The organism is Turneriella parva DSM 21527 (assembly GCF_000266885.1).
Taxonomy (GTDB): Bacteria; Spirochaetota; Leptospiria; order Turneriellales; family Turneriellaceae; genus Turneriella; species Turneriella parva.
The window spans coordinates 1,330,987-1,350,937 of sequence record NC_018020.1; the positions used below are offsets into that span (position 1 = coordinate 1,330,987).

The window sequence follows — 19,951 nt, forward strand, 5'->3', positions numbered from 1 at the left end:
AAGGGGGATATAGCAATGGACGAAGGCAGCCGCGGTATGCTTGACAGCTACAAATCAGGTATCGACAACTATGTGAAACGGCTCGGCAACGATCACCCAAAGATTGTGCCGTTGCTCGCGCTCTTTGCCGAGTTTGAAGCGCTTGGCGAAAAATGCAGCGACTATGGAGCGTTTCATGAAGCTGCCAGCGCACAGAATTTCTACGGACGCCTGACGAACCTCATGACCGAAGCGGCGATGGCTCAACCCGCAAGCGGTGCCTCGAACGAGCCCACGGTCGCGCAGGCGGCGCAGGGTTACCATGCCGCGTATAACTCGCTCTCTGCAGAGATGAAGGCCGGCCCCACGGGTAAGGCATATGAACGCATTTTCGCAATCGAAAAAGAAGCGGCGACGGCCTTGCAGTTTACGCGCCGCCTTGCTGAAGAGCACTTGCTCGTCGACATTTCACGCGTGCAGCTCATTGCAGAATTTCAGCGGGCGCAACAAGTAATCAGAGATGCGGCGAAGCACACCGGCGGTGGCGGCATCTCAGTACCCGCCACCGAAGCGTACCTTAGGGCGACGATCGAGGCGATGCAGCAGGCAAAGAGCATCACCGAGATCGAATACCTGGCGCAGGCACGCGCCGATATTGCGCAGCTCGCGACACTATGGGATTCAGGCTTCATGAACGCGCTCTACCACATGTTCGGTAACGCGCTCTCGGGTTACATGATGGCCGAGACAGAAGAGAACCGCCAAGAGGTCGAAAGCAGCGCGCGCTTTCTGGGTGATTATTTCGGTGTCGACTGGCAGGCCCTGCACGGGGTCAGCCGCGTGTGGAGTTTCTTTTCAGTGACATTGTGGCCGACGGTCAGCAAAGACTATGCGTCAAAGAATATTACGACTGCAGAAGGTTTTCGCGACTATATGAAAGGTTACTTCGACAAGGCTATGAAAGATAAGCCGCCTGTTGCGGTAAACGCCGCAAACAGAACGGCCTTCTTCTGGGGCAAAACTTTGCCACTTGCAGAGATACACAGAACGCTGTTGAATCCGCCTGATTTGTTGGCGGGTTGATATGACTGTGGGCCAGCTCAGAGAGCGCTTTGGACGCGTGTCGTTTGCAATCCTCATTTTTTTCACGACCCTCGCCGCGACACCCGCAACCTTCGAAAAAGATGATAGCCCACCTCAAGCTACCGGGGGTGCGTGGCAGGTCATTAAACAAGACCAGGGCATCACTGTTGAGCGGCGAAAGATAGAGGGTAGCCCATTGGTTGAATTCAAGGGACATGGTGTCGTCGATGCGTCGGTGATGCAGATTCTCGCCGTGATTTCAGATACGAAGAACCATCCGAAATGGGTGGCGAATTCGATAGAGACTCGTATTCTTCACTCGATCAATGACAAGAACTACGTCTATTATAGCGCCATCAAAGCGCCATGGCCGATCGCCGACCGCGATTTCGTGAGCCGGGCGAAGATAACGGTGAACGAGTCTCAGAAGAGCGTCACGATTCAGACATACGAGGTGAACCACGCGAATGCACCGACAAACACAGGGCGTGTGCGCATGCCTTTCATACGGGTAACCTGGCATCTGCAGGTGATCAAGGGCACGCAGGGTAAGAAAACTTACCTCACTTTTCAGGTGCATGCAAACCCCGGTGGCATGTTGCCGAACTGGGTGATCAACCTCGCGAGCAAAGGGGTGCCGTACAAATCGATTCAGAACCTGCGCCGGCGCTTAACCGAAACACAAATGTCGCCAGAGTTTGCCGAGAAGTTTAAGCGGTATAAAGATTGGCATTAGTGTGACGAAAACACTGAATGCGTTCTCGTCACGTTTCGAAAAATTTCGGTGTCTATTTCAGCTTTTGCAGAAGTCCTTCGTCCATTTTTTTGATGGCTTCATCAATAGCCTCATTGTATAGCTTTTCGGTGCCGTCGGTAAAGGGTATGTTACCGCCGACCAAAGCTGTTGAACCGTCAGAATCGCCGCTGAAATATTCGGTTTGAGCAGCTGGCTGCATTCTTATGATCCATTCGCCCTGTTGATCTTGTACATTCAGTGAAAGTGAGGCCTTTGCTTTGGCCACCCCGGTACCACCAATTGCAAAACTAGCGCCGTAATATATGTCGAGATCGACAAAAGCGATCGCATCGACGCCGAGGTCTTTCGCAAGCTTGTTCAGGGCTGCCTTGACTTTTTCGTTCGTGCCATGAGACCTTGAGTTGTAATTCGGAAACCCCGTCGGCACCTGCTGACCAGAATTCGCCAGTTTTCTGAGCAGTTCGTTATCGATCTCAGCCTCTTTAAGCGCTTTCTTGAATTCTTCGTACGCCGGTTTTTTCAGGACTTCTTTCTCGGCAATTACCTGCCAGCCCCAACCGGGAATTCTGGATGAAATGCCTTTGTAAGCTCGTGTAACGAGACGGTTTCCACCGAAATCACCCAGCGCATCAGAGCCAGTCGCGTTTGACACCACTGCAGCCATCTGCGTGAGGCTTGAGCCGCCACCGCGCTGATAGGGACCGCTATTTGCCGTGGCCGTTACAATCGCGATTTTCTTGACCTGTTTCGCGCGCTCTTTGTTCACCATGCTTGCACAATTGCCCGCTACAGCAATTGAGAAAAGCAAACCCAACATTCTCATAGTTTTTGTGTTCATTGTTGTCTCCATTTTTTGTTTGTTCCCTGTCAGTGGGGCAACAACCTATACCGGTATGAGCTGCGCGTAAAGCTGTAATTCGTCCTATTCTCAGAATAGGGCGGCTGACTCGGTCGCTTGTGACAGCGACTGCGAGACGGCCTTTGACCGGCGCCAAATGATCGCATCGACGATGTAATGGTGAAACGTGAGCGTGAGGCTGAGCACCACGGCGATCGGCACTGCGTTATTCTTGAGCAAGGCATCGAGCGTAACGCCCAGAAGCGGCAAAAGATAATAGAACGGTAGCGCAAGCCCAATCGTCACAACGGCATAGAGTAAAACTCGTGACATACCGGGCTGTGAAAGCCATGAGAGCCAGCGCGCATGGTTATCGACACCCTGCGCAAACCGGCGCTGGTTGAAGAGCCACACATAGACTATGTATTGAACATTGTGCCAGACGTTGACGAGCAGCCAGCCCGAGCAGATTTCGTCGATTAGAACGTAACCACAGAAAAATATCGCGAAATGCGTTAGCATATAGAGTGTATGGCCCAATGCGAGTTCTCCGCGGCGAAAGGCTTTGATTCGCGTATAGATCCACATGAACGAGAGCGTGAGGCTGAGCGCTGCGGCCGTGTTGACGGCGGCAACAGGCACAGGGGGAAGCCAAAAGTCCTGGAACAGAAATTCGGTGGGTCTTTGGCTGCAGCGGTGCAGCAAACCCCAGACGGGCACCGACCAGAGCGTTAGCTCTGACAGGCGAACGTTATCCCACGGCAATCCGCCCGCCGCCCGGCGGTAGCGCTGCGCAAGGCCCCAGCTCTGCCGCACTGTGTGGTGAAACTGGCCGATGAAGTAGACGAAGTAGATTCCCGTGAGGCCGAAGTAGTGTGCGACAACCCAAAGACCAAGAAGCACAAACGGCGGTACGAAAAAGATGAGGCGTCTGTGACGGCGCCGGTCATCGCGATGGATCAGCAGATTGCTGTAGGTTGCCCAAAGGTGCTCATAGCCGAAGAGCCAGCTGTGGGCAGCGAGCATCGTGAGAAAAAGCAGCGGCCAAACGACAGTGACACCGGCCATTGCGCCCGCGAGCAGCGCAATGCCGAAAATGAAACTCAGGTCAAAGCGCGAGTCTTTGAGCCACGCGCTGGTCATGGCCCGCGGTTAGGTGACAACGCCTGGGGGCAGCTGTGGGCGCGGGGGTGCAGTACAAAAACTTTTTTCGCCGCGCTTTTTGCATGCATGGTGCTTCTGGCATTCGTCGTTTGCCGTGCACTCATCGCCGGGTTTCTTTTTTTTAGGGTCGAACGGCTCGTACGCCTCATCGGCCATTTTCGCCGCGGGTGCAGCCGAGCTGGCGCAGGTCAGCGTGAGGCAGGCCAGCAATATAACAACAGTACTGAATATTTTTTTCATATGTTAGTCTCCTGTTTAGTTTCAGGGGGATATACCCCCCACACGAAACCCTACGACAATTGGACGCTGCAGCCAGCGTTTCGGGTCATTTATTTAGTAAACTGTCAGCAGGTTCCTTTGTCAGAAACCTGTTAGCGAAACCAAATGGTGTCGGCAAACCACTGGCCATTCACCTCCATCAGTGTCGTGAGTGTGCGGCCATTTTTCATTTTGATCTTGATCGTCTTTTGGCCCTGGTATTCGCCTTCTTCTACCGATTCAACGAGGTCATCGAGCGTGTAGCTGGCGAGTTCTTTTTTTGCCTTCTTGAGCACAGCTGCTGTCACGCGGGCACGCTGGCGTTCGGTCAGCCTTGCCTTGAGGCCCTTGACATCACCTTTTTTGATCAATTTCGACTGGCGGTCAATTTCGGCGCGAGCCGTTTCGAGCGCATCAGCGAAGAGCGAGCCGACGAACAAAAGCGAAAGCGTTATAAGGGTTATTCTTTTCATGGGCGACGTAAGCACTGCCGGCACATCGGGTCAATATCTTCTCGCTTACCATACCATCCCCCACCGGCGGGCGCACAATATGCTAAACCAACTTTGCACAGGCTTTGAGAATAATCTGGTGGTCTTTCACCAGTGCCTCGCGGTGCGAATCGACAATCGCCTTCGCAACGGTTCGGCCCACCAGCGGAATATTCACGTGTACATGCACTTCGTATTCGCGCACCGTCAGATTGTCATTGATCGCAGTGTATGGGCAGGTCGCCACGATCTTCACCTTATCGGGAGCGTATTCTGACTGCATCGTGAACTGGCTGAGGTATGTCTCGGTATTAAAGGTATTCACGTCGACCATTTCGAGAAGGCCGGCAGGTACCATCTTTTTCACAATTTCGGGTATCGCATTGCCAAATTTGAAAAGCCGGCGCGTGATCACAAGCGGCCCGTTATGCTCAACACCGAGCAGTTGTTGCGATTTTAGACCTGGCTGCTCGTCTATCGCATCGTAGCGCAGCTCTCGTGCTGCGATGACGGTCTTGATGGGGTAGGGAAACTCTTGCCTGAGGGTGAAACGCATATGAATTTCTCCCGTTCGGTTTCGCGCTACAAGTTGACGAATTGTTTTTGACCCATCGGCCGAGTTTCGCAAAGAAACCGCGTGCAGCGCGCGACCCTCGAACACCGGTTTCCGTTTTCATTTGAAAAGCTGGTACAGATTCGCGAAGAACGCTACCAAAACCTGCACATCTGGGATATGTTCTCCGCGGCTATCTTGCTGAAAGAAGAGAACAATGGGCCGATCAGAACGCGTGAATACAAGCTATTGATTCGCACCGCGCTGCCCCTATTTGCGCAAAAGCTGCTCGCGAACGGCGAACCGCTCGCCTGTTATGAAATCACCACGCTCGACTCAGAAAAGCAAGAATACCGTTCAGACACGCAGCTGCGCATCGTCAACTCGGCTGTGAATTTCAAAGAACTTTCGCTCTACAGCGCCGATGGGCTTGAGCGCAGCAAGCGCCAGATCGACATCGAGGCGAATGTGAAGATTCCCGCGATTGGCAAGGCAATCGAAAAGCTGATCGTACACGAATTTCGCGAACAGAGCGGTGTGGATTGCGAACGTATCTTGAAGTTTTTCGCCGATAATCACGCGAAAAACTGACAGATATCCCGAGCAAGCTCGCGAAAAATTTTCCGAAAAAGCGAAAAGCCTCATCGTTTGTAATGCGGTTTCTTTGAAACCGCTCTACAAACGACCGCTAAAGCGCGGCGTCGCTTGTCTGACAAGCGACTCTGCTGCTTCTCGCTTTTTCGGTTTCGCGCGCCTGCTAGCAGTTTCCTCTCCGAGGAAACTGCTAATCTTTTTTCACCAGCGCGAGAGTTTTTCTGCCCAGTACAATGGCACCAGGTACCAAAGAAGCGAGCGCACTGATGCCGATCGATGTGGCGTAGATGAAAGCATGCTGCGCACTTGTCAGCTCGAACTGTATCACCGAGAGGTCGGTACCTGAAAGTTTCGTGAGCCACGGCAGGTCGGCAATATGTTGCTGCAATAGCTGCAGAGCCGGCTGCGACAGCGCCAAGGCAAGCGCTGAATGAATGAATCCCCATAAAGCACCTTCGATTGCCAGCAAAAACCATAAGAAAAACATCGAAGAGCCGAATACCAGATAGAGGCCGAACTCATATCGGTTTTGCACCGCAAGCAGCGCAAATGAATTCGCGAGCGCAATGGCGGCAAGGCCGCCGAGCACGACCGCGACAATCATAAAGATCATGTCGATCTTCTCGATGGATTTTAGAATCGAATCAAACTTCTTACTCTGTTCAGGTACCCTCAGCCGCTCTGCACGCGCCGCTTTCAGCACACCCGGCAAAACTTTTTCATTGGCCACTTCAACGAAAATCTGATCGAAGCTCATGGCGGCGTTCTTCTGGTTGCGTTCACGGTGCTTACGCTGCACCCAGTCGAGCGGTACGCCAAGAGCAGAGATTACTCCGGGTGGTGCGAAGCCGCAGACGATCAGCACAGCCTCTTCAGTGCGCGACCATTTGGTGCCGACGATACTTTGTCCGAGTAGTGCCCGCAAGCGCATGCCGATTACCGTGTTTGCCGAAATGTTTGGCAGACCATTGATCATTGTATAGGCATACATGATTTCAAGATAACTCTCAGGTACAATCACGGGAATCTCATCAATCGTCTTGTCTTTGTCTTGGATTTTGTTTCCGGAATAAGGCGCCTTGCAGCGCATCATGGGCCTGAACTGCGCCTGCGGCACACCCTGCAGCACGAGGTCGAAACTAAAGCCGAGCTGCGACAGAATCGGATCTTCAAAACGCCCGATCGCGGGCTGCTGCAGAAGCTGCGTAGCACTCACCGATTTGACATCGCCCTTGTTTCCCCAGTTGCGAGCGCGCTCGAGTGTGCGCGACGTGATATGCATTAGATTGTCTTGCTCTTTGCGAAACTGGCTCCAGTTTGAGCCGCCCTTGTTCATAGCGCTGAGGTCGGGTACCAAACGCAGTGTCTGCGGCGGCAGGCTCGATTCCATTTTTTCCCGAATGAGCTTTTTAATCGGTTCGAGCACGCCGAGAATTGTGATCACAACCAAAAGCGATAAGAACAACCCAAGCGAAGAGAGGGCGTTGCGAACAAAATGTTTGCGCGCGATGAACAGAATCAGGTAAAGTCGGCGCGCAATGAATCTGAGTATTTCCATTTCAGCTCTTCTTGCGCGGGCGGCGCACCGGCTTTGCAGTCACGGCCACTTGTTCGTGCAGCTTGCCGTCGATTAAGCGCAGCACCCGGTCTGCGTGTTGCATGATGAAGTTGCTGTGCGAGACGCAAACAAGCGTGAGGCCCTGCGCCTTGAGCCTCACAAGCTCGGCAACGATCGCTGCCTCGGTCGCGCTGTCGAGATTGCCGGTCGGCTCATCGAGCAATAACAAAGGGGGATTCATCAAGAGCGCGCGAGCGAGCGCTGTTCGCTGCGCCTCGCCGCCCGACACGGTATTCGGGTATGCTTTCGAGCGGTGCGCAATGCCCAGATTCTGCATCTGGTTTTGCAACTGTTCTTTAGCGAGCTTCTTGCCCGAGAACAGCGCCGGAAACCGTATGTTCTGCTCGACGGTCAAGAAGGGCAGAAGCCGAAAGTCTTGAAAGAGAAATCCCACATACTTTTTACGAAAGCGGCCGAGACCGAACTCACCAAACCTGCCATAAACTCTTTTGCCCTCAAAGAGGTAAATACCCCTGTCGGGGCGCAGAAAGCCACCCAGAATATAGAGTAGTGTGCTCTTGCCGCTACCCGATTCGCCGGCGATGACCGTAAACGAACCCGGCGCGATCTCGAGGTCGATGGCATCGAGAATCTTGCGCTTGCCATAGCTCAGGGAAATTTCGCTGAGAGACAGAAGTGAGCCTGGTGCCGCAGCTTCAGTCATGTTTTTCAGAACCTGAAATCTCGTAGACCGAGATATTCTTGTACGCCTGCGCGGCGACGGTATTGTAGAAGCAGATGACCTCGGTGCGCCGGTCGCGCTCGATATTGAACACAAGCGACGACAGCTGCTCGCGCAGCAGAAAAATACCGCGGCCGTGAGAATCGTGCAGGCCTGCCGGCAGGCCCGTTTCGCTGTCCATCGCCAGGTGGCGGTGCAGGCGATAGAGAATTTCTTTCTGCGTGAGGCGGCCGTGCGGGTCGAGACAGCTCATAATTATCCAGTCATCACAGATGCCAAATTGCAGAGTGAATCGGTCTTCTTCATCGAGCACGATATCCTGGTGGGTCAATAAAATATCGTGCTCTGAGTGCTTTGTCTGGTACTTGAACTCACCGTGATCATTCGTCGGCGCCCTGAACATTGCGTTCGAGGTAATTTCATCGAGCACGAGCTTTGTAGTGGCTTCGGGCGCGCGTTTCTGCGACTTAAACTGCGCCGCGATGCGATCGGTAAGCTCGCCTCGCTCGTGAAGGGAGCCGACCCTGGTCGAATAGAGCACCCCGTCGACAAAAGGTTTGGGAAAAGTGCGCAGGGTAACTTCACTGAGGCGCATTTGGGGAAAATATTTCTGCACCCCAAAGATATCACCGGTTAACATCTTCTCGATGGTCACCTCTATTTCTTTGAGGCTCATGCGGCCGTGTTTGGTGATGACCTGGGTGAAACCGTGCTCTTTGATGACGTCGATGAATTCATTCACGTCATATGAAGTAATCACGATAATCTTGATGTTCGGCCTGAGCTTTCGCGCCAGGCGGCCGAGCTCGAAACCGTTCATCTCGGGTAGCTTGATGTCGGTAATCAGCAGGTCAATGTCGGGTGACATCGCCAGCGTCATGAGCGCCTGTTCTGCCGTGCCCGAAACCTGAATGTCATAGCGCGAGAACAAGAAATCCCGAATGGCGAGCTGAATCGAGTCGACGTCTTCGACAAGCAATATCTTGCGCGTGCTTTTCTTACCGTCAATTTCAAGATCGAGAAATGGTGAAGTGGTCGCGTTGCTCATGGCATCAGAGGCAGGTCGATCGTCACGCGCGTCATCGGCTTCTTCGAAACAACGCGAATTTTTCCATTATGCTCAATCGCAATCTTGCGGGCAATAAAGAGCCCCAGGCCACGGTTCTTCTCACCTTTCGTCGTATAAAAAGGCTCGAACAGGCGCGCAATTCTGCGCCGGTCTATACCTCCGCCGTTGTCTGAGAAGCGGATGCGCGCCGAACCGCCAGAACGCTTCAGCGAAATCTGCAGCGAGGTGCGATCGCCGCCCTTGCGAGCTTCGGCAGCGTCGATCGTATTGCGAATAATATTTTGCCAGGCGCGACGCAAACGGGAAATATCTCCGGCGATGGTCAGCTTCTCTTTCGAATCGGCGAGATCAATGATTATCGGCACACGCGGATTCGACTGCACCTGGTCGATGAGCGACCTCATCTCGGCGACAAGATCAATCTTCTGCATACGAAAGGTGTCGCGGCGGTTGAGTGATTTGAGTTCTTCGAGCAGGTCTGTGGCAGAAGTGAGGTCGTTACCCAGCGCATCGAGCAGCTTGCGCATCGAATCATTCGTCGCCAGTTTACGGCACGCCTGAAGTGTCAGATTCATGCCCGTCAGCGGGCCATTGAGATCATGCGCAATGACTCGCACAAAAAGTTCGAGGGATTGAAATTTGTTCTGAAATTGGCGGTCTTGCCGGCTCGTCTGGCGAGCCGGTTTTCGACCTTGGGTTGATTCGGTGGCCGTAGAGCCTGCCCGGTTCTAACCTCAGTAACGCAGAGAATGTTTCAGGCGCTGTATTGTTTCGACGTCGCCGTTCGACGCGCCGCGCTTCTGAAACTCAAAGGTAAAGCGAAACAGTTTTTCGAAGTAAATGAGATTCTCGATGTAAAAGTCACGCTTGAACTTGATGCGGTTAGGGTTGGTTGGATCGTTTTCAACGTCGGCGAGTTTCACCTGGTAGTCGGGTGATTTCTCAGCAACTTCTGTCGGCTTATTGAACGAGGTCGCGAGTTGAATGTCGTTGGGGTTACCTTTTACGGGACCTGGATGCAGCGCTTTTGTGTAATACTTATACTGTTCGTAAAAGTTCTGGTCGTCGACGATGGTTTTGATTTTTGACAGGTCTTTACCTGCGAAATAGAGGCGCATGGTTTTCGCCGCAGTGCCTACGGGTCGACCATAGTTGTAAGACTGTGGATTGAACGTGTAAGCGACGAGCTCAATGTATTCACCGTCTTCGTCTTTGCCCATGGAGAAGATCGTTTGCGTTGGGCTCTGTTTTACCTTTGGCCCGATATCGCGCAGCGTATACATCGCCTGAAGGCGCTCGCTGATCTGGCGAATCTGATCGTCGAGACGCTTTTCTGTTTCGGCGAGGTCAGCCGCTTTCTGGCTGTCTTTGCCTGCCTTGAAGGCCTCTTCAATCGCTGAAGCCGATGTGGTGATCGCTACCATGGCAAGTGTGGCCAGCGCTATGTTTATTTTCTTAAGCATTTCCGTATGCTCCCCTTTGAGTGAGAATGTTCCCCTCTCTCTATCGACGTCTGAACGCGTAAACTGAAATTAGACTGAACTATATTCGCACTGATTTTTTTATGTCGTATTTAATCGCGCGCATTCGTCGCGCGCATACCTCAGTCTGTATGCTCAGCCCTCGGCTTCGGTGAGATACAGGTTTCGTTTCGAGCCTGCAGGCACCGGCAGCGTATCGCCTTTGCGAATCGGTTGTTGCTCCGCCTTTATCATTTCGCGAACATAATTCGGCAGGGCAAAGAGTGAGTGGTGTGTGTCTTCGTTATAGAACTGAAGCTGCGGCAGGTTGTGTTTCGCGATGCGCTCCGCCAGAGTCTTTTTGTCGACCGATGTTGGGTCTTGTGTTTTGCTCGCGAGCGCAAAACCCCACAGCGTGCCATACAAGGGGACATAATTCGTCATCGGCTTCACAATCGGGAAAACTGATTTTAATGTCCAGAAAAGCTTGCTGAAGAGCTCAGGGCGCGTGATCGGTGATTCGATATGCAGGCTGAGAATGCCGCGGTCGGTCATGATCTTCGAAATCTGTGCGTAGAACTCGTGCGTATAGAGCTCAATCGACGGACCAAACGGGTCTGTCAGGTCGAGCAGCACCTGATCAAACTTTTCTGTCGTTTCGAACACGTATTTAATGCCGTCTTCGATGCGCAGGTCGAGCTTGGGGCTCTTGAATGCGTCACCGCAAATACCGGGGATGTATTCTTTACACGCGTCAACCACTCCACCGTCGAGTTCAACCATGACAACCTTCTCGATTGTCTTGTACTTGAGAAACTCTTCAGCCGCACCGCCGTCGCCGCCACCGATCACAAGCGCAGTCTTGGGGCCGTCGATTGTCATGCCGCCGACGTGCGCCAACGGTTCGTGATACAAAAACTCATCACGGTCTGAAGTCTGAAAAACACCGTCGAGGCGCAGCATACGACCATGGCGCGGCAGTTCATGAATTTCGAGATCTTGAAATTTCGTCCGGGTTTCGTAGAGCTTCTTGCTCGTGCGAAAGAAATAGCCCATGTCGGGATTGAGGGTTTCGACCAAAAGATCGTCGCGTTTTTTGTCTGCCATGCGCCACCATTCCCGGTCGAGATACGGCGCAAATCGCAATGTGTATTGACACTCGCCGGCGCGAACCTGTGCTTGGTATAAACTGACCGAGGAGAAAATGCACATGTTTAGAAAAAAGTTTTCAGCAATTGTTGTTTTTCTGATTTTTAGCCTGGCGATCGGGGCACAAGACATGACAGAGAATGAAAATGGTACGCCGGTAGACCCGCCGCGACCGGTTTCGGCGATGTGGTCAAACGGAGTGTATTACGAAGGCAAGGTCGTTGCCGAGAAAGAGGGCCAGAGTCTCGTAAAATGGGCCGATGGTTCAGGTGAAATGTGGGTAGCGAACGACAAGATTAAAGAAAGCGTAGCAGGCAAGAGAGCGCCCGCGAACGCCCGTAAAGTCTATGCGCAATGGCAAAACGGATACTACTACAAGGGGCTCGTCATTGAAACCAAAGACGGCATGACGCTCGTTCAGTGGGAAACGCAGGGTGACCCAACGTGGATAGAGAACAAACATATTCATCCGCGCAATGGCCATAAGCTGGCGGCGAAGCTCATCGGTGACCGGGAGCTTTCGGCAGCAGAAAAGAAGGCAGAAGCCAAACGCAAGCAAGCCTCAAAGCAAGAAGATCTGATTAAATACACGGCCAGCTGCGCGCAGCTGCGGACAAATCTTGATTGTATGCGAACCTATGACCCTTGCACATGGCGCAATAACCGGTGCCAGTACCGGGGACACTAAGACGGTCGAAACCTTAGATACGTTCGTATAGCGGCAGGGTCAGAAACTCCGCAAAGTCTGCCGAGGTCGACATATCGACGAAGATACGCGCTGCCTGGTCGTAAGTGGGCCCGCCGCCGGTTACCTCTTTAACCTTCTCGAGCTCGTCGGGTATCAGTGCGCGCACAAGGTCTTCGCTGATCTTGCGGCCGTCGTCGAGCACACCCTTGGCAGAGCGAATCCACTGCCAGACCTGCGAGCGTGAAATCTCGGCGGTCGCCGCGTCTTCCATGAGGTTGTGAATCGGCACACAGCCATTACCCGCAAGCCATGAGCCGAGGTAGTGAATGCCGACGTTGATATTATACCGAAGGCCCTGTTCAGTGATCGGCGCTTCGGGTTGAAAATTCAAGAGGTCTGCCGCCACAACATTCACATCATCACGCTGTTTGTCGATCTGGTTGGGTTTCGTGCCCAATACCTTTTTCCATTCTTGCATCGCGAGGTCGACGAGGCCCGGGTGCGCAACCCAGCCGCCGTCATAGCCATCGCCAGCATCTCGCGCTTTATCGGCTTTGACCCCGGCCAGTGCTTTTTCATTCGCCGCCGCATCGTTCTTGATCGGTATCAGCGCGCTCATGCCGCCAATCGCCGGCGCCCCGCGTTTATGGCAGGTCTTGAGCAGCAGCAGCGCATAGCTGCGCATAAAGGGGGATGTCATCGTCACCAGAGAACGGTTCGCCAGGCAAAAGTTCTTGTCGTTCTTGAATTTCTTGATGCACGAAAAAATATAATCCCATCTGCCGGCATTGAGGCCGGCGCTGTGGTCTTTGAGTTCGTACAGAATTTCATCCATCTCGAACGCGGCGAGAATTGTTTCGATGAGCACGGTCGCGCGAATTGTGCCGTTCGGTATGCCGAGTTCTTTCTGCGCCATCACGAAAACGTCGTTCCACAGGCGTGCTTCGAGGTGCGACTCCATTTTCGGCAGATAGAAGTATGGCCCGCTGCCCCGCGCGATCAGCTCTTTCGCGTTGTGAAAAAAGAACAGGCCAAAATCGAAAATGCCGCCCGAAATTCTTTTGCCGTCGATCTGAATGTGCTTCTCATCGAGGTGCCAGCCGCGCGGGCGCACGAGCAGAGTCGCTGTCTTTTGGTTGAGCTTGTATTGCTTGCCGCCCGATTCAAAATCGATTTGCCGGCGAATCGCATCGCGCAGGTTGATCTGTCCGTTGATCTGGTTTTGCCAGTTGGGCGTGTTCGAATCTTCGAAGTCGGTCATGTAGCTGTCAGCGCCTGAGTTGAGCGCGTTGATGACCATTTTGCGATCAACCGGACCCGTGATCTCGACGCGCCGGCATTCGAGGTCTTTCGGCAGGGGCGCAACCTTCCAGTCGCCGCCGCGAATTTTGGCGGTGCTCTTGAGAAAATCTGGCTTTTCACCTGCCTCGAGTGCCTTCGCTCTTTTCACTCGCGCGGCGAGCAGTTCTTGGCGGCGTGCTTCGAACTGGCGGCTAAGTTTCGCGACAAACTCTAGCGCTTCTGTCGTGAGAATTTCACTGAATTTTGCATCGGTCTTTTGCAGGGCATCGGTGGCAATGGTCACACCGGCAGGTAATTTCAACATAGCGGATTTAGATGCGCAGGCAAAGTCACCCGCAAGCGTTTTTTAAGATTTCACATCGTATTTGATTTGGCGCTTCGCGACAAATCAAATACGATGTGAAACTAAATTCGGGTCGGCGGTACAGCGCAGCTGAAATTCGACGATCTGGTCGAGCGTCTGCATGAGCGCGCTGTGCCTGCCCCGAAGGTCTTCAACCCCCGACGAATCGAGCGCGTCGAGCGTGCGGTATGCGGCCTCAATAGTCGACAGGCAGAAATCACGGGGTTGGCGCTTGATGACGAAGCGAGATGCATTGTCTGCGGTAAAGCTCAACCTGGGCAGAGTCTGCAGGTTTGCGCTCGACCGCAGCATCTTGCGGGCGCTCGACCAGGTTGCATCAAGAATGATCACCAGCGGCGTTCGGCCTAAAGCCGCCGCGCGAAACTGCGGTGAAGCAGCGTCAAGAGACTCTGCAACAGGAAAAAGCAGCGCGGGAAAATAGTCTGCCGACTGCAATATCTGATTCAGCCTTTCGTGTTGTGAGAAATCCACACCCACGAGAATTTCTGAATTCAAGAGCGAGAGGTGCGTGACACGGCCAGTACCCGTGCGCTGGCGCTTAAACTCGCGGGGGTGCATTAAGATGAGAAAGCGCGTGCGCGTTTCAAACGGCTGCGTGTATTTGCAGAAACATGTAGCACGCGAACGGTTGCAGGTGAGGCAGAGATCGCGCTGCTTTTCTGGCAACGTCGTCATGGCCGAACCTTGCGCCACAAATTCGGCGCATGGTACAAAGTAATACCCGTAACGCTGCCAACCAGAAAACCATGAGGAGCCATCGCACACACGAGACCTGTGGCGAGAGTGACAAACTGCGCCCATTTTGCCGGTTCTGTCAGCCGTGCCAGACGCATGAGCCCAAAGGCTTCGAAGGTAAGTATCACTCCGAGAACCGACAAGGGAAAAAGCGCGAGCACGTCTTTTGCCCTGTGCCCAAAAAGCAATGCCGCGGTCACAAAGATCGCTCCATAGATGACAACAGAAGCGCCCGTGCGTGCGCCGAAATTATGGTGCCCGACAAGGCCTCCGCTACCGTGGCATACCGGAACTCCGCCGAAACTCGCTGAAACAAGATTCGCGACACCATACGTGACACCAATTTTGCGTATGCTGACATCGCGATCGGGAAAAAGATCAGCACAGGTCTGCCGCGTTGCGACAACTGAATTGGCGAGCGACAATGGCAACTGCGGCAGCGCCAGCAAAAGAAATCCCGTGGCAATGTCGGTTGCAGAGGGTAGCTGAAATGTAAGCCAGTCGGCGCGCCAGCTGGTTGCGAGGGCTGTGGGCGTGTTTTGAGTCAGCGCGCCATAGAGAACCGCTGCGGCGACGAGTACGAGGCCAGCGGGCAGACGGCGATTCTGCCAGAGAATCAGCATGATGAAAAATCCCCCTGCTGCTGCGTACCAACCCATCACGCCAGAAGGCCAAATATAGCTGCGCACTGCAAGCAACGCCAGAGAAAGACCGAGACCGAATTGAATACCCCGCACCACCGCCAGCGGAAACAGCGCCGCCACCCTCGCGAGCAGACCGGTCGCCGTGAGCGCAAGCATCGTGACACCGATCGCAACACCACCGCCGTAAATAATGCCGGGGGATAGCTTGCCCGCAATCACGATAACCGCCATCGCCTTCAGAGGCTGCATCGGCATCGGCAGACGGTAATAGATGCCCGAAAGAATCTGTAGCGAGCCAAATACAAGAAACACGTGGCCCGCGTCGAGACCGCCAGCGGCGATCATGCCGATGAGCAACGGCAGATCAGTGCCGATGTCGCCGAAGCTGCCGGCTAGTTCGTGTCGGTCAAATCGCATGAACACTGTGAACCTGCCTTGCGGCGCCCTGGCAGCGACAAACCAAAATTGAACTGATCGAATCGTTGTCGACGCCACAGTCGCTTGGCATGGTTCTTACCGCCGATGCTCACGCGAAGATACCTGACGACTGTGGTGGCAGTTTTTTACGCCGGGTACCCGCTCACCGCCGCCGCACCCGTTCAGTGGGATTCCCCATCACAGAAGATTGAAATTGGCAGAAATTTTTCGTATTACGAAGATACCGCGAAAAACAAAACAATAGCGCAGGTTTCTGCCGGCGAGTTTGCCGGCAATTTCGTCGATTCGACGACTGACACGCTTAACTTCGGGCAAACCAACAACGACTATTGGCTGAAGGTGACTTTCGAGCGAAAAAGCGATGCCCCGCGCTCGCGCGTGCTCGAAATCGACCAGAGCAATATCGACATTGTCGAGTTTTACGCGCCCGTCGCCGTGGGAAAATTCGAGGTACAGGCAGCAGGTATGCTCTACCCGTTTGGCGCGCGCCAAATCAAGAACCGCAACTTTGTGTTCGCGATTGAACTCGCGCCGGGCGAACAGAAAACCTTTTATATTCGCGCGCGAACCTGCGGCGGCCTGATTCTGCCATTCGTTTTTTGGGATAAAGAAACGTTCACCGACTACAACGCCAACGTGCAGCACGGGCTGGGGTTCTATTACGGTATTATGCTGGTGATGATTCTCTATAACCTGTTCATTTATTTTTCGGTGAGAGACGTCAGCTATTTCTATTACGTGTGTTATATCACCGGGCTCTTGTGGCTGCAGCTCGTGCTCACCGGCCACGGATTTCAGTACATCTGGCCGAATGGCACCTGGCTGCAGCGCAATTCGTATATCTTGTCGTCGAACTTTATGCTGGCTTCGGTGCTGATGTTCTCAAAACGCTTTCTGAATACCAAAGAACTGGTTCCCCGACTCGATAAGGCGTTCAAAATAACAATAGGATTTCTCACGTTCTTATTCTTCACGCCGCTCGTTTTATCTCCCGAAATCACAACCAAAGCCACGCTCGCAGTGACGATACCACCCGTTGTCATGGTTTTGGCAGCCGCAATCATTGCATTCGTAAAGAAATACCGCCCCGCCCGTTTTTTCTTGCTCGCTTTCACGGTGCTGCAACTCGCCGGTATCATTGTTGTACTCAAGTTCACCAACGTGCTCGGCTCAAATGTTTTTACCGACTATGGCCTGTACTTCGGTTCTGCGCTCGAGGTTGTGCTGCTGTCGATCGCGCTGGCCGACCGCATCAACATCATGAAGACCGAAAAAGAAGAGGCACAGCGTAAGACTCTCGAGATGCAAAAGATACTGACCGAATCTTACGCCCGGTTTGTACCCCGCGACTTTCTCGCAAACCTCGGCAAAGATTCGATTCTTGACGTGAAGCTCGGCGACCAGATTCAGAAGAACATGGCGATTCTTTTCAGCGACATCAGGTCTTTCACGACACTCTCAGAAAACATGACACCCGAAGAAAATTTTAACTTTATCAATTCATACCTCGGACGCATGAGCCCGATTATCCAGAGGCATGGTGGGTTCATCGATAAGTTTATCGGCGATGCGATCATGGCCTTGTTTCAGAAATCGGTGGTCGATGCAGTCGGCGCGGGTGTCGAAATGCAGCTCTACCTCAAAGAATACAATGCGTACAGAACTGGCAAAGGTTACAAACCCATCGAAATCGGCATCGGAGTCCATACGGGTTCTCTGATGCTCGGCACGATTGGCGCCGAAGACCGCCTCGAAGGCACTGTCATCTCTGACACTGTCAACCTCGCCTCACGCATTGAGACGCTGACAAAGGTCTATGGCTCGCGCATTGCGGTGAGCGAAACAACGATTCTGGAGATCAAACCGCTGCAAAAGTTTCACTTTCGTTTTCTCGACCGCGTGACCGTAAAGGGAAAGACCAAGCCGGTGGGTGTCTACGAAATTATCGACGGTGATGAAGAAAAAACACGCGAGCTAAAACTCAAGACGATGGATGACTATATGCAGGCGGTAAAGGCGTTTCATGAGCGGCGGTTCGCCGATGCCAGGGCGGCCTTTGCGCGCGTGCTGAGGGTAAACCCCGGCGACCGGCCCTCGCTGATTTATGAAAGCCGTTTGGCAGCCTCGTAGCTCGTATGCATCAGCTGCCCCGGTAGGTCGAAAAACCGTAAGCACTGAGCAGCAATGGCACGTGGTAGTGCTGGCTCGCATCGTGCACATCAAAAACAATTTCGACGTACGGGTAAAAGTACGGCTCTTTCAGATTTTCAAAGTAGGCCGCGGTCTCAAAACGAATGCGCCAGGTACCTGCGACGAGCGTAAACTGCCAGTCTCTGATGCGGCCATCTGCGTCAGTCACGCCCACTGCAGCACGCTTGAAATCCCCCTGTGACAGATGGTCAAGTTTGACGTGCACCCCCGCTGCAGGTCTGCCGCGCGAGACATCGAGAATGTGCGTGCTGATTGATTTCATGGCCTTCAGTATTTGCGCGCCATAGCCTGCCAAATAGAAAAGAACCGGCGTAAAGCTTGACAGAGCCGACGTACGGGTAACCGTATGCCAATTTCACACACAGGAGACCAACATGAAAAAACTCGCTTTGACATTCATTCTCGCCACGGGCCTCGCCGGCGCGATTCACGCAGGCGATGCGCTGATCTGCACATCGAGCAGCACCGGCGCCTGCGCGGGAAAACAATACTGCTGCTATTCGGGCAGCAACTCAGACGGTGACAAGTTCTGCAAGCAACTCGGTTGCGTTCGCGGAGGCACGTCGTCTTGCCCGACTGCAGCGAACGTGAAGAGCTGCGGAACAAGAAATAAGTAACATTTTGAATTCTCTTGTCACCCTTCGACGAGCTCAGGGTGACAAGAAACGGCCGCTGATCTCTGCGGTGTTTTCGAAGATATGGGTAGCAACCCGATGGCTGGTATTGTCACGCTGAGCTTGTCGAAGCGTGAATCTCTGGTTAATTGAATAGCTTATCGATTCTGAGCAACGTGATCTTCAATTGCTCAGCTGCCGCATTTCTGATTTCTTCTTCTCGCGAATTGCCTATGCGTGCCTTTAGCAGCGCCAGCATTTCAGCGGCCGATTTGCCCGTCGCGAACACGATAAAGATAAACCCGAATTTCTGCAAATAGCTTTTGTTGAGTGTGGCAAGTTCGCCGAGAGTCTGCTCGTCGGCAGCTGCAGCACCCGACTGCTCACCCGAAGCCATCGCTTTGGTCGAGGCGTATTTTTTGCGCAGAGAATCGACATCGCCGATCATCGGGTGTGCCTCGAATGCCTGCAAATAATCTGATTCGCTCAGGTTCTGCCAGCTCAATGAGGCGTGAGATTTTAGCTGGGTGACATCTTTGAATGGCCGCGCCGATACCACGCGTTCAAACCAGGTTTCACAGGCGTTGCAGTCTGCAAGCAGCTGTCTTGCTTCAGCTTCAGAAAGAGAATTGAAAGTTTCGATGACCATGCGCCCGCACAGGCGGCGAGACGGCGAAGGTTAGGTAAAGTCAAAAAAAGGCAGGCCAAAAGTCGCTCAGCAGGCCAAAACGCTGCAATTGCCTGCGGCAATTACACGCGAACGGCCACAAGTGGCCGGTTTCGGCCTGCTGACCGCGCCGGTGCGCGGTTCGCAACTTTCGAGCCCCGCCTACTTATCGCACTTCCAGGCAACGGCAGTCGCTGTGTACTGGGTACCCAGCTTGCCGTGTGGGTGAGCAACAATGTTCAGAAAGACCTTGTCGGCTTTCATTTCTTTCGCCTGCGCTTTCACTGCTTTCTCAGCAGTCTCGCGGTCCATCTGTGCGAATTTGTCGCCCGCAGCAACTTCGCCAAGGCGCTCGCAGCCTTTCAGTGTTGACTCTTCTTTTACGACCTGTACAGCACCGAGTGCTGCCACGAACGCGAGTGAAGTGATTGTCAGAATTATCTTTTTCATGTTATCCCCCATTTTCTCCGCTCGGGGGCTACCTTGCGGCGACCCCAACCGGCTGTTTTGTTACTGTGAATATCGCACATATCTGTGCAAAAGTCATCAGCGCGCACACGGGAGAAACTAGGTGTTACTACTGAATTTAGACC

23 protein-coding genes are annotated in these 19,951 nt (G+C 53.4%); 6 read left to right on the forward strand and 17 right to left on the reverse strand.

Annotated features, from left to right (window positions below; all coding sequences use genetic code 11):
• The first annotated feature begins 15 nt into the window (after positions 1 to 15).
• Both TURPA_RS06375 and TURPA_RS06380 read left to right on the forward strand, forming a co-directional pair.
• Positions 16 to 1,062: a hypothetical protein gene (locus TURPA_RS06375; RefSeq protein ID WP_014802472.1), complete on the forward strand. Its 1,047-nt coding sequence runs from the start codon at positions 16 to 18 to the stop codon at positions 1,060 to 1,062.
• 1 nt (position 1,063) lies between these two features.
• Entirely contained in the window at positions 1,064 to 1,798 is a 735-nt protein-coding gene (locus TURPA_RS06380) for an START domain-containing protein (RefSeq protein ID WP_014802473.1), read from the forward strand.
• A gap of 52 nt (positions 1,799 to 1,850) precedes the next feature.
• Here TURPA_RS06380 and TURPA_RS06385 read toward each other — a convergent pair whose 3' ends face one another.
• The 5 genes from TURPA_RS06385 to TURPA_RS06405 all read right to left on the reverse strand — a co-directional run bounded on the left by TURPA_RS06385 (position 1,851) and on the right by TURPA_RS06405 (position 5,126).
• Complete coding sequence (locus TURPA_RS06385; protein WP_041948357.1) at positions 1,851 to 2,588, reverse strand: hypothetical protein; 738 nt, start codon at positions 2,586 to 2,588, stop codon at positions 1,851 to 1,853.
• Positions 2,589 to 2,747: 159 nt separating this feature from the next.
• Positions 2,748 to 3,800: a hypothetical protein gene (locus TURPA_RS06390; RefSeq protein ID WP_014802475.1), complete on the reverse strand. Its 1,053-nt coding sequence runs from the start codon at positions 3,798 to 3,800 to the stop codon at positions 2,748 to 2,750.
• Between the two features lie 9 nt (positions 3,801 to 3,809).
• Positions 3,810 to 4,061 (reverse strand): hypothetical protein, encoded by a 252-nt coding sequence (locus TURPA_RS06395; protein ID WP_014802476.1) that lies wholly within the window; start codon positions 4,059 to 4,061, stop codon positions 3,810 to 3,812.
• Between the two features lie 131 nt (positions 4,062 to 4,192).
• Complete coding sequence (locus TURPA_RS06400) at positions 4,193 to 4,552, reverse strand: hypothetical protein (protein WP_014802477.1); 360 nt, start codon at positions 4,550 to 4,552, stop codon at positions 4,193 to 4,195.
• A gap of 82 nt (positions 4,553 to 4,634) precedes the next feature.
• Positions 4,635 to 5,126 (reverse strand): DUF2505 domain-containing protein, encoded by a 492-nt coding sequence (locus tag TURPA_RS06405; RefSeq protein WP_014802478.1) that lies wholly within the window; start codon positions 5,124 to 5,126, stop codon positions 4,635 to 4,637.
• Between the two features lie 81 nt (positions 5,127 to 5,207).
• On the opposite strand from TURPA_RS06405, the gene TURPA_RS06410 reads away from it, so the two are divergent.
• Complete coding sequence (locus TURPA_RS06410) at positions 5,208 to 5,714, forward strand: DUF2505 family protein (RefSeq protein WP_014802479.1); 507 nt, start codon at positions 5,208 to 5,210, stop codon at positions 5,712 to 5,714.
• A gap of 193 nt (positions 5,715 to 5,907) precedes the next feature.
• On the opposite strand, the gene TURPA_RS06415 is transcribed toward TURPA_RS06410, so the two are convergent.
• From TURPA_RS06415 to speE, 6 genes are all read right to left on the reverse strand, one after another.
• The gene (locus TURPA_RS06415; protein WP_014802480.1) at positions 5,908 to 7,275 is read right to left on the reverse strand and encodes an ABC transporter permease family protein; all 1,368 of its coding nucleotides are present in this window, start codon (positions 7,273 to 7,275) and stop codon (positions 5,908 to 5,910) included.
• Between the two features lies 1 nt (position 7,276).
• A complete protein-coding gene (locus tag TURPA_RS06420) occupies positions 7,277 to 7,999 on the reverse strand; it encodes an ABC transporter ATP-binding protein (RefSeq protein ID WP_014802481.1) in 723 nt (240 codons plus the stop codon).
• Positions 7,992 to 9,065 (reverse strand): response regulator, encoded by a 1,074-nt coding sequence (locus tag TURPA_RS06425; RefSeq protein WP_014802482.1) that lies wholly within the window; start codon positions 9,063 to 9,065, stop codon positions 7,992 to 7,994. Before TURPA_RS06425 ends, TURPA_RS06420 begins: the two co-directional genes overlap by 8 nt.
• Entirely contained in the window at positions 9,062 to 9,703 is a 642-nt protein-coding gene (locus TURPA_RS06430; protein WP_014802483.1) for a sensor histidine kinase, read from the reverse strand. The genes TURPA_RS06425 and TURPA_RS06430 overlap by 4 nt, the downstream gene beginning before the upstream one ends.
• Positions 9,704 to 9,820: 117 nt before the next feature.
• Positions 9,821 to 10,549 (reverse strand): hypothetical protein, encoded by a 729-nt coding sequence (locus TURPA_RS06435; RefSeq protein WP_014802484.1) that lies wholly within the window; start codon positions 10,547 to 10,549, stop codon positions 9,821 to 9,823.
• 153 nt (positions 10,550 to 10,702) lie between these two features.
• On the reverse strand, positions 10,703 to 11,653 hold the full coding sequence (gene speE, locus TURPA_RS06440; protein WP_014802485.1) for a polyamine aminopropyltransferase: 951 nt from the start codon (positions 11,651 to 11,653) through the stop codon (positions 10,703 to 10,705).
• A 103-nt stretch (positions 11,654 to 11,756) separates the two neighbouring features.
• Between speE and TURPA_RS06445 the strand changes: the two genes are divergently transcribed.
• Positions 11,757 to 12,383 (forward strand): hypothetical protein, encoded by a 627-nt coding sequence (locus tag TURPA_RS06445; protein WP_014802486.1) that lies wholly within the window; start codon positions 11,757 to 11,759, stop codon positions 12,381 to 12,383.
• 13 nt (positions 12,384 to 12,396) lie between these two features.
• Here the strand turns inward: TURPA_RS06445 and aceB are convergent, their stop codons facing one another.
• The 3 genes from aceB to TURPA_RS06460 all read right to left on the reverse strand — a co-directional run bounded on the left by aceB (position 12,397) and on the right by TURPA_RS06460 (position 15,845).
• Positions 12,397 to 13,989 carry a malate synthase A gene (gene aceB, locus TURPA_RS06450; protein WP_014802487.1) on the reverse strand — a complete coding sequence of 531 codons (1,593 nt, stop codon included), beginning with the start codon at positions 13,987 to 13,989 and terminating at the stop codon, positions 12,397 to 12,399.
• A gap of 84 nt (positions 13,990 to 14,073) precedes the next feature.
• Positions 14,074 to 14,724, reverse strand: a complete 651-nt coding sequence (locus TURPA_RS06455) for a tRNA-uridine aminocarboxypropyltransferase (RefSeq protein ID WP_014802488.1) — start codon at positions 14,722 to 14,724, stop codon at positions 14,074 to 14,076.
• Positions 14,721 to 15,845, reverse strand: coding sequence for a putative sulfate/molybdate transporter (locus TURPA_RS06460; protein WP_041949039.1), 1,125 nt, complete (start codon positions 15,843 to 15,845; stop codon positions 14,721 to 14,723). Before TURPA_RS06460 ends, TURPA_RS06455 begins: the two co-directional genes overlap by 4 nt.
• A gap of 105 nt (positions 15,846 to 15,950) precedes the next feature.
• Between TURPA_RS06460 and TURPA_RS06465 the strand changes: the two genes are divergently transcribed.
• Complete coding sequence (locus TURPA_RS06465) at positions 15,951 to 17,996, forward strand: 7TM diverse intracellular signaling domain-containing protein (protein ID WP_014802490.1); 2,046 nt, start codon at positions 15,951 to 15,953, stop codon at positions 17,994 to 17,996.
• Positions 17,997 to 18,006: 10 nt separating this feature from the next.
• Here TURPA_RS06465 and uraH read toward each other — a convergent pair whose 3' ends face one another.
• Positions 18,007 to 18,339 (reverse strand): hydroxyisourate hydrolase, encoded by a 333-nt coding sequence (uraH, locus tag TURPA_RS06470; protein ID WP_014802491.1) that lies wholly within the window; start codon positions 18,337 to 18,339, stop codon positions 18,007 to 18,009.
• Positions 18,340 to 18,451: 112 nt separating this feature from the next.
• On the opposite strand from uraH, the gene TURPA_RS06475 reads away from it, so the two are divergent.
• On the forward strand, positions 18,452 to 18,694 hold the full coding sequence (locus TURPA_RS06475) for a hypothetical protein (protein WP_014802492.1): 243 nt from the start codon (positions 18,452 to 18,454) through the stop codon (positions 18,692 to 18,694).
• Positions 18,695 to 18,836: 142 nt separating this feature from the next.
• Here the strand turns inward: TURPA_RS06475 and uraD are convergent, their stop codons facing one another.
• The gene (gene uraD, locus TURPA_RS06480; protein ID WP_014802493.1) at positions 18,837 to 19,340 is read right to left on the reverse strand and encodes a 2-oxo-4-hydroxy-4-carboxy-5-ureidoimidazoline decarboxylase; all 504 of its coding nucleotides are present in this window, start codon (positions 19,338 to 19,340) and stop codon (positions 18,837 to 18,839) included.
• A 180-nt stretch (positions 19,341 to 19,520) separates the two neighbouring features.
• Positions 19,521 to 19,808 carry a hypothetical protein gene (locus TURPA_RS06485; RefSeq protein WP_157210422.1) on the reverse strand — a complete coding sequence of 96 codons (288 nt, stop codon included), beginning with the start codon at positions 19,806 to 19,808 and terminating at the stop codon, positions 19,521 to 19,523.
• Positions 19,809 to 19,951: the final 143 nt, after the last annotated feature.

What these genes read in the sequence shown, in the direction of transcription:
- TURPA_RS06460 (WP_041949039.1), bottom strand. Translation starts at nt 15,845, where the DNA reads ATGCGATTTGACCGACACGAACTAGCCGGCAGCTTCGGCGACATCGGC.
- TURPA_RS06455 (WP_014802488.1), bottom strand. Translation starts at nt 14,724, where the DNA reads ATGACGACGTTGCCAGAAAAGCAGCGCGATCTCTGCCTCACCTGCAAC.
- TURPA_RS06390 (WP_014802475.1), bottom strand. Translation starts at nt 3,800, where the DNA reads ATGACCAGCGCGTGGCTCAAAGACTCGCGCTTTGACCTGAGTTTCATT.
- TURPA_RS06425 (WP_014802482.1), bottom strand. Translation starts at nt 9,065, where the DNA reads ATGAGCAACGCGACCACTTCACCATTTCTCGATCTTGAAATTGACGGT.
- uraH (WP_014802491.1), bottom strand. Translation starts at nt 18,339, where the DNA reads ATGAAATCAATCAGCACGCACATTCTCGATGTCTCGCGCGGCAGACCT.
- aceB (WP_014802487.1), bottom strand. Translation starts at nt 13,989, where the DNA reads ATGTTGAAATTACCTGCCGGTGTGACCATTGCCACCGATGCCCTGCAA.
- TURPA_RS06475 (WP_014802492.1), top strand. Translation starts at nt 18,452, where the DNA reads ATGAAAAAACTCGCTTTGACATTCATTCTCGCCACGGGCCTCGCCGGC.
- TURPA_RS06395 (WP_014802476.1), bottom strand. Translation starts at nt 4,061, where the DNA reads ATGAAAAAAATATTCAGTACTGTTGTTATATTGCTGGCCTGCCTCACG.
- TURPA_RS06380 (WP_014802473.1), top strand. Translation starts at nt 1,064, where the DNA reads ATGACTGTGGGCCAGCTCAGAGAGCGCTTTGGACGCGTGTCGTTTGCA.
- speE (WP_014802485.1), bottom strand. Translation starts at nt 11,653, where the DNA reads ATGGCAGACAAAAAACGCGACGATCTTTTGGTCGAAACCCTCAATCCC.
- TURPA_RS06405 (WP_014802478.1), bottom strand. Translation starts at nt 5,126, where the DNA reads ATGCGTTTCACCCTCAGGCAAGAGTTTCCCTACCCCATCAAGACCGTC.
- TURPA_RS06420 (WP_014802481.1), bottom strand. Translation starts at nt 7,999, where the DNA reads ATGACTGAAGCTGCGGCACCAGGCTCACTTCTGTCTCTCAGCGAAATT.
- TURPA_RS06385 (WP_041948357.1), bottom strand. Translation starts at nt 2,588, where the DNA reads ATGGTGAACAAAGAGCGCGCGAAACAGGTCAAGAAAATCGCGATTGTA.
- uraD (WP_014802493.1), bottom strand. Translation starts at nt 19,340, where the DNA reads ATGGTCATCGAAACTTTCAATTCTCTTTCTGAAGCTGAAGCAAGACAG.
- TURPA_RS06435 (WP_014802484.1), bottom strand. Translation starts at nt 10,549, where the DNA reads ATGCTTAAGAAAATAAACATAGCGCTGGCCACACTTGCCATGGTAGCG.
- TURPA_RS06375 (WP_014802472.1), top strand. Translation starts at nt 16, where the DNA reads ATGGACGAAGGCAGCCGCGGTATGCTTGACAGCTACAAATCAGGTATC.
- TURPA_RS06465 (WP_014802490.1), top strand. Translation starts at nt 15,951, where the DNA reads ATGCTCACGCGAAGATACCTGACGACTGTGGTGGCAGTTTTTTACGCC.
- TURPA_RS06445 (WP_014802486.1), top strand. Translation starts at nt 11,757, where the DNA reads ATGTTTAGAAAAAAGTTTTCAGCAATTGTTGTTTTTCTGATTTTTAGC.
- TURPA_RS06485 (WP_157210422.1), bottom strand. Translation starts at nt 19,808, where the DNA reads ATGAAAAAGATAATTCTGACAATCACTTCACTCGCGTTCGTGGCAGCA.
- TURPA_RS06400 (WP_014802477.1), bottom strand. Translation starts at nt 4,552, where the DNA reads ATGAAAAGAATAACCCTTATAACGCTTTCGCTTTTGTTCGTCGGCTCG.
- TURPA_RS06415 (WP_014802480.1), bottom strand. Translation starts at nt 7,275, where the DNA reads ATGGAAATACTCAGATTCATTGCGCGCCGACTTTACCTGATTCTGTTC.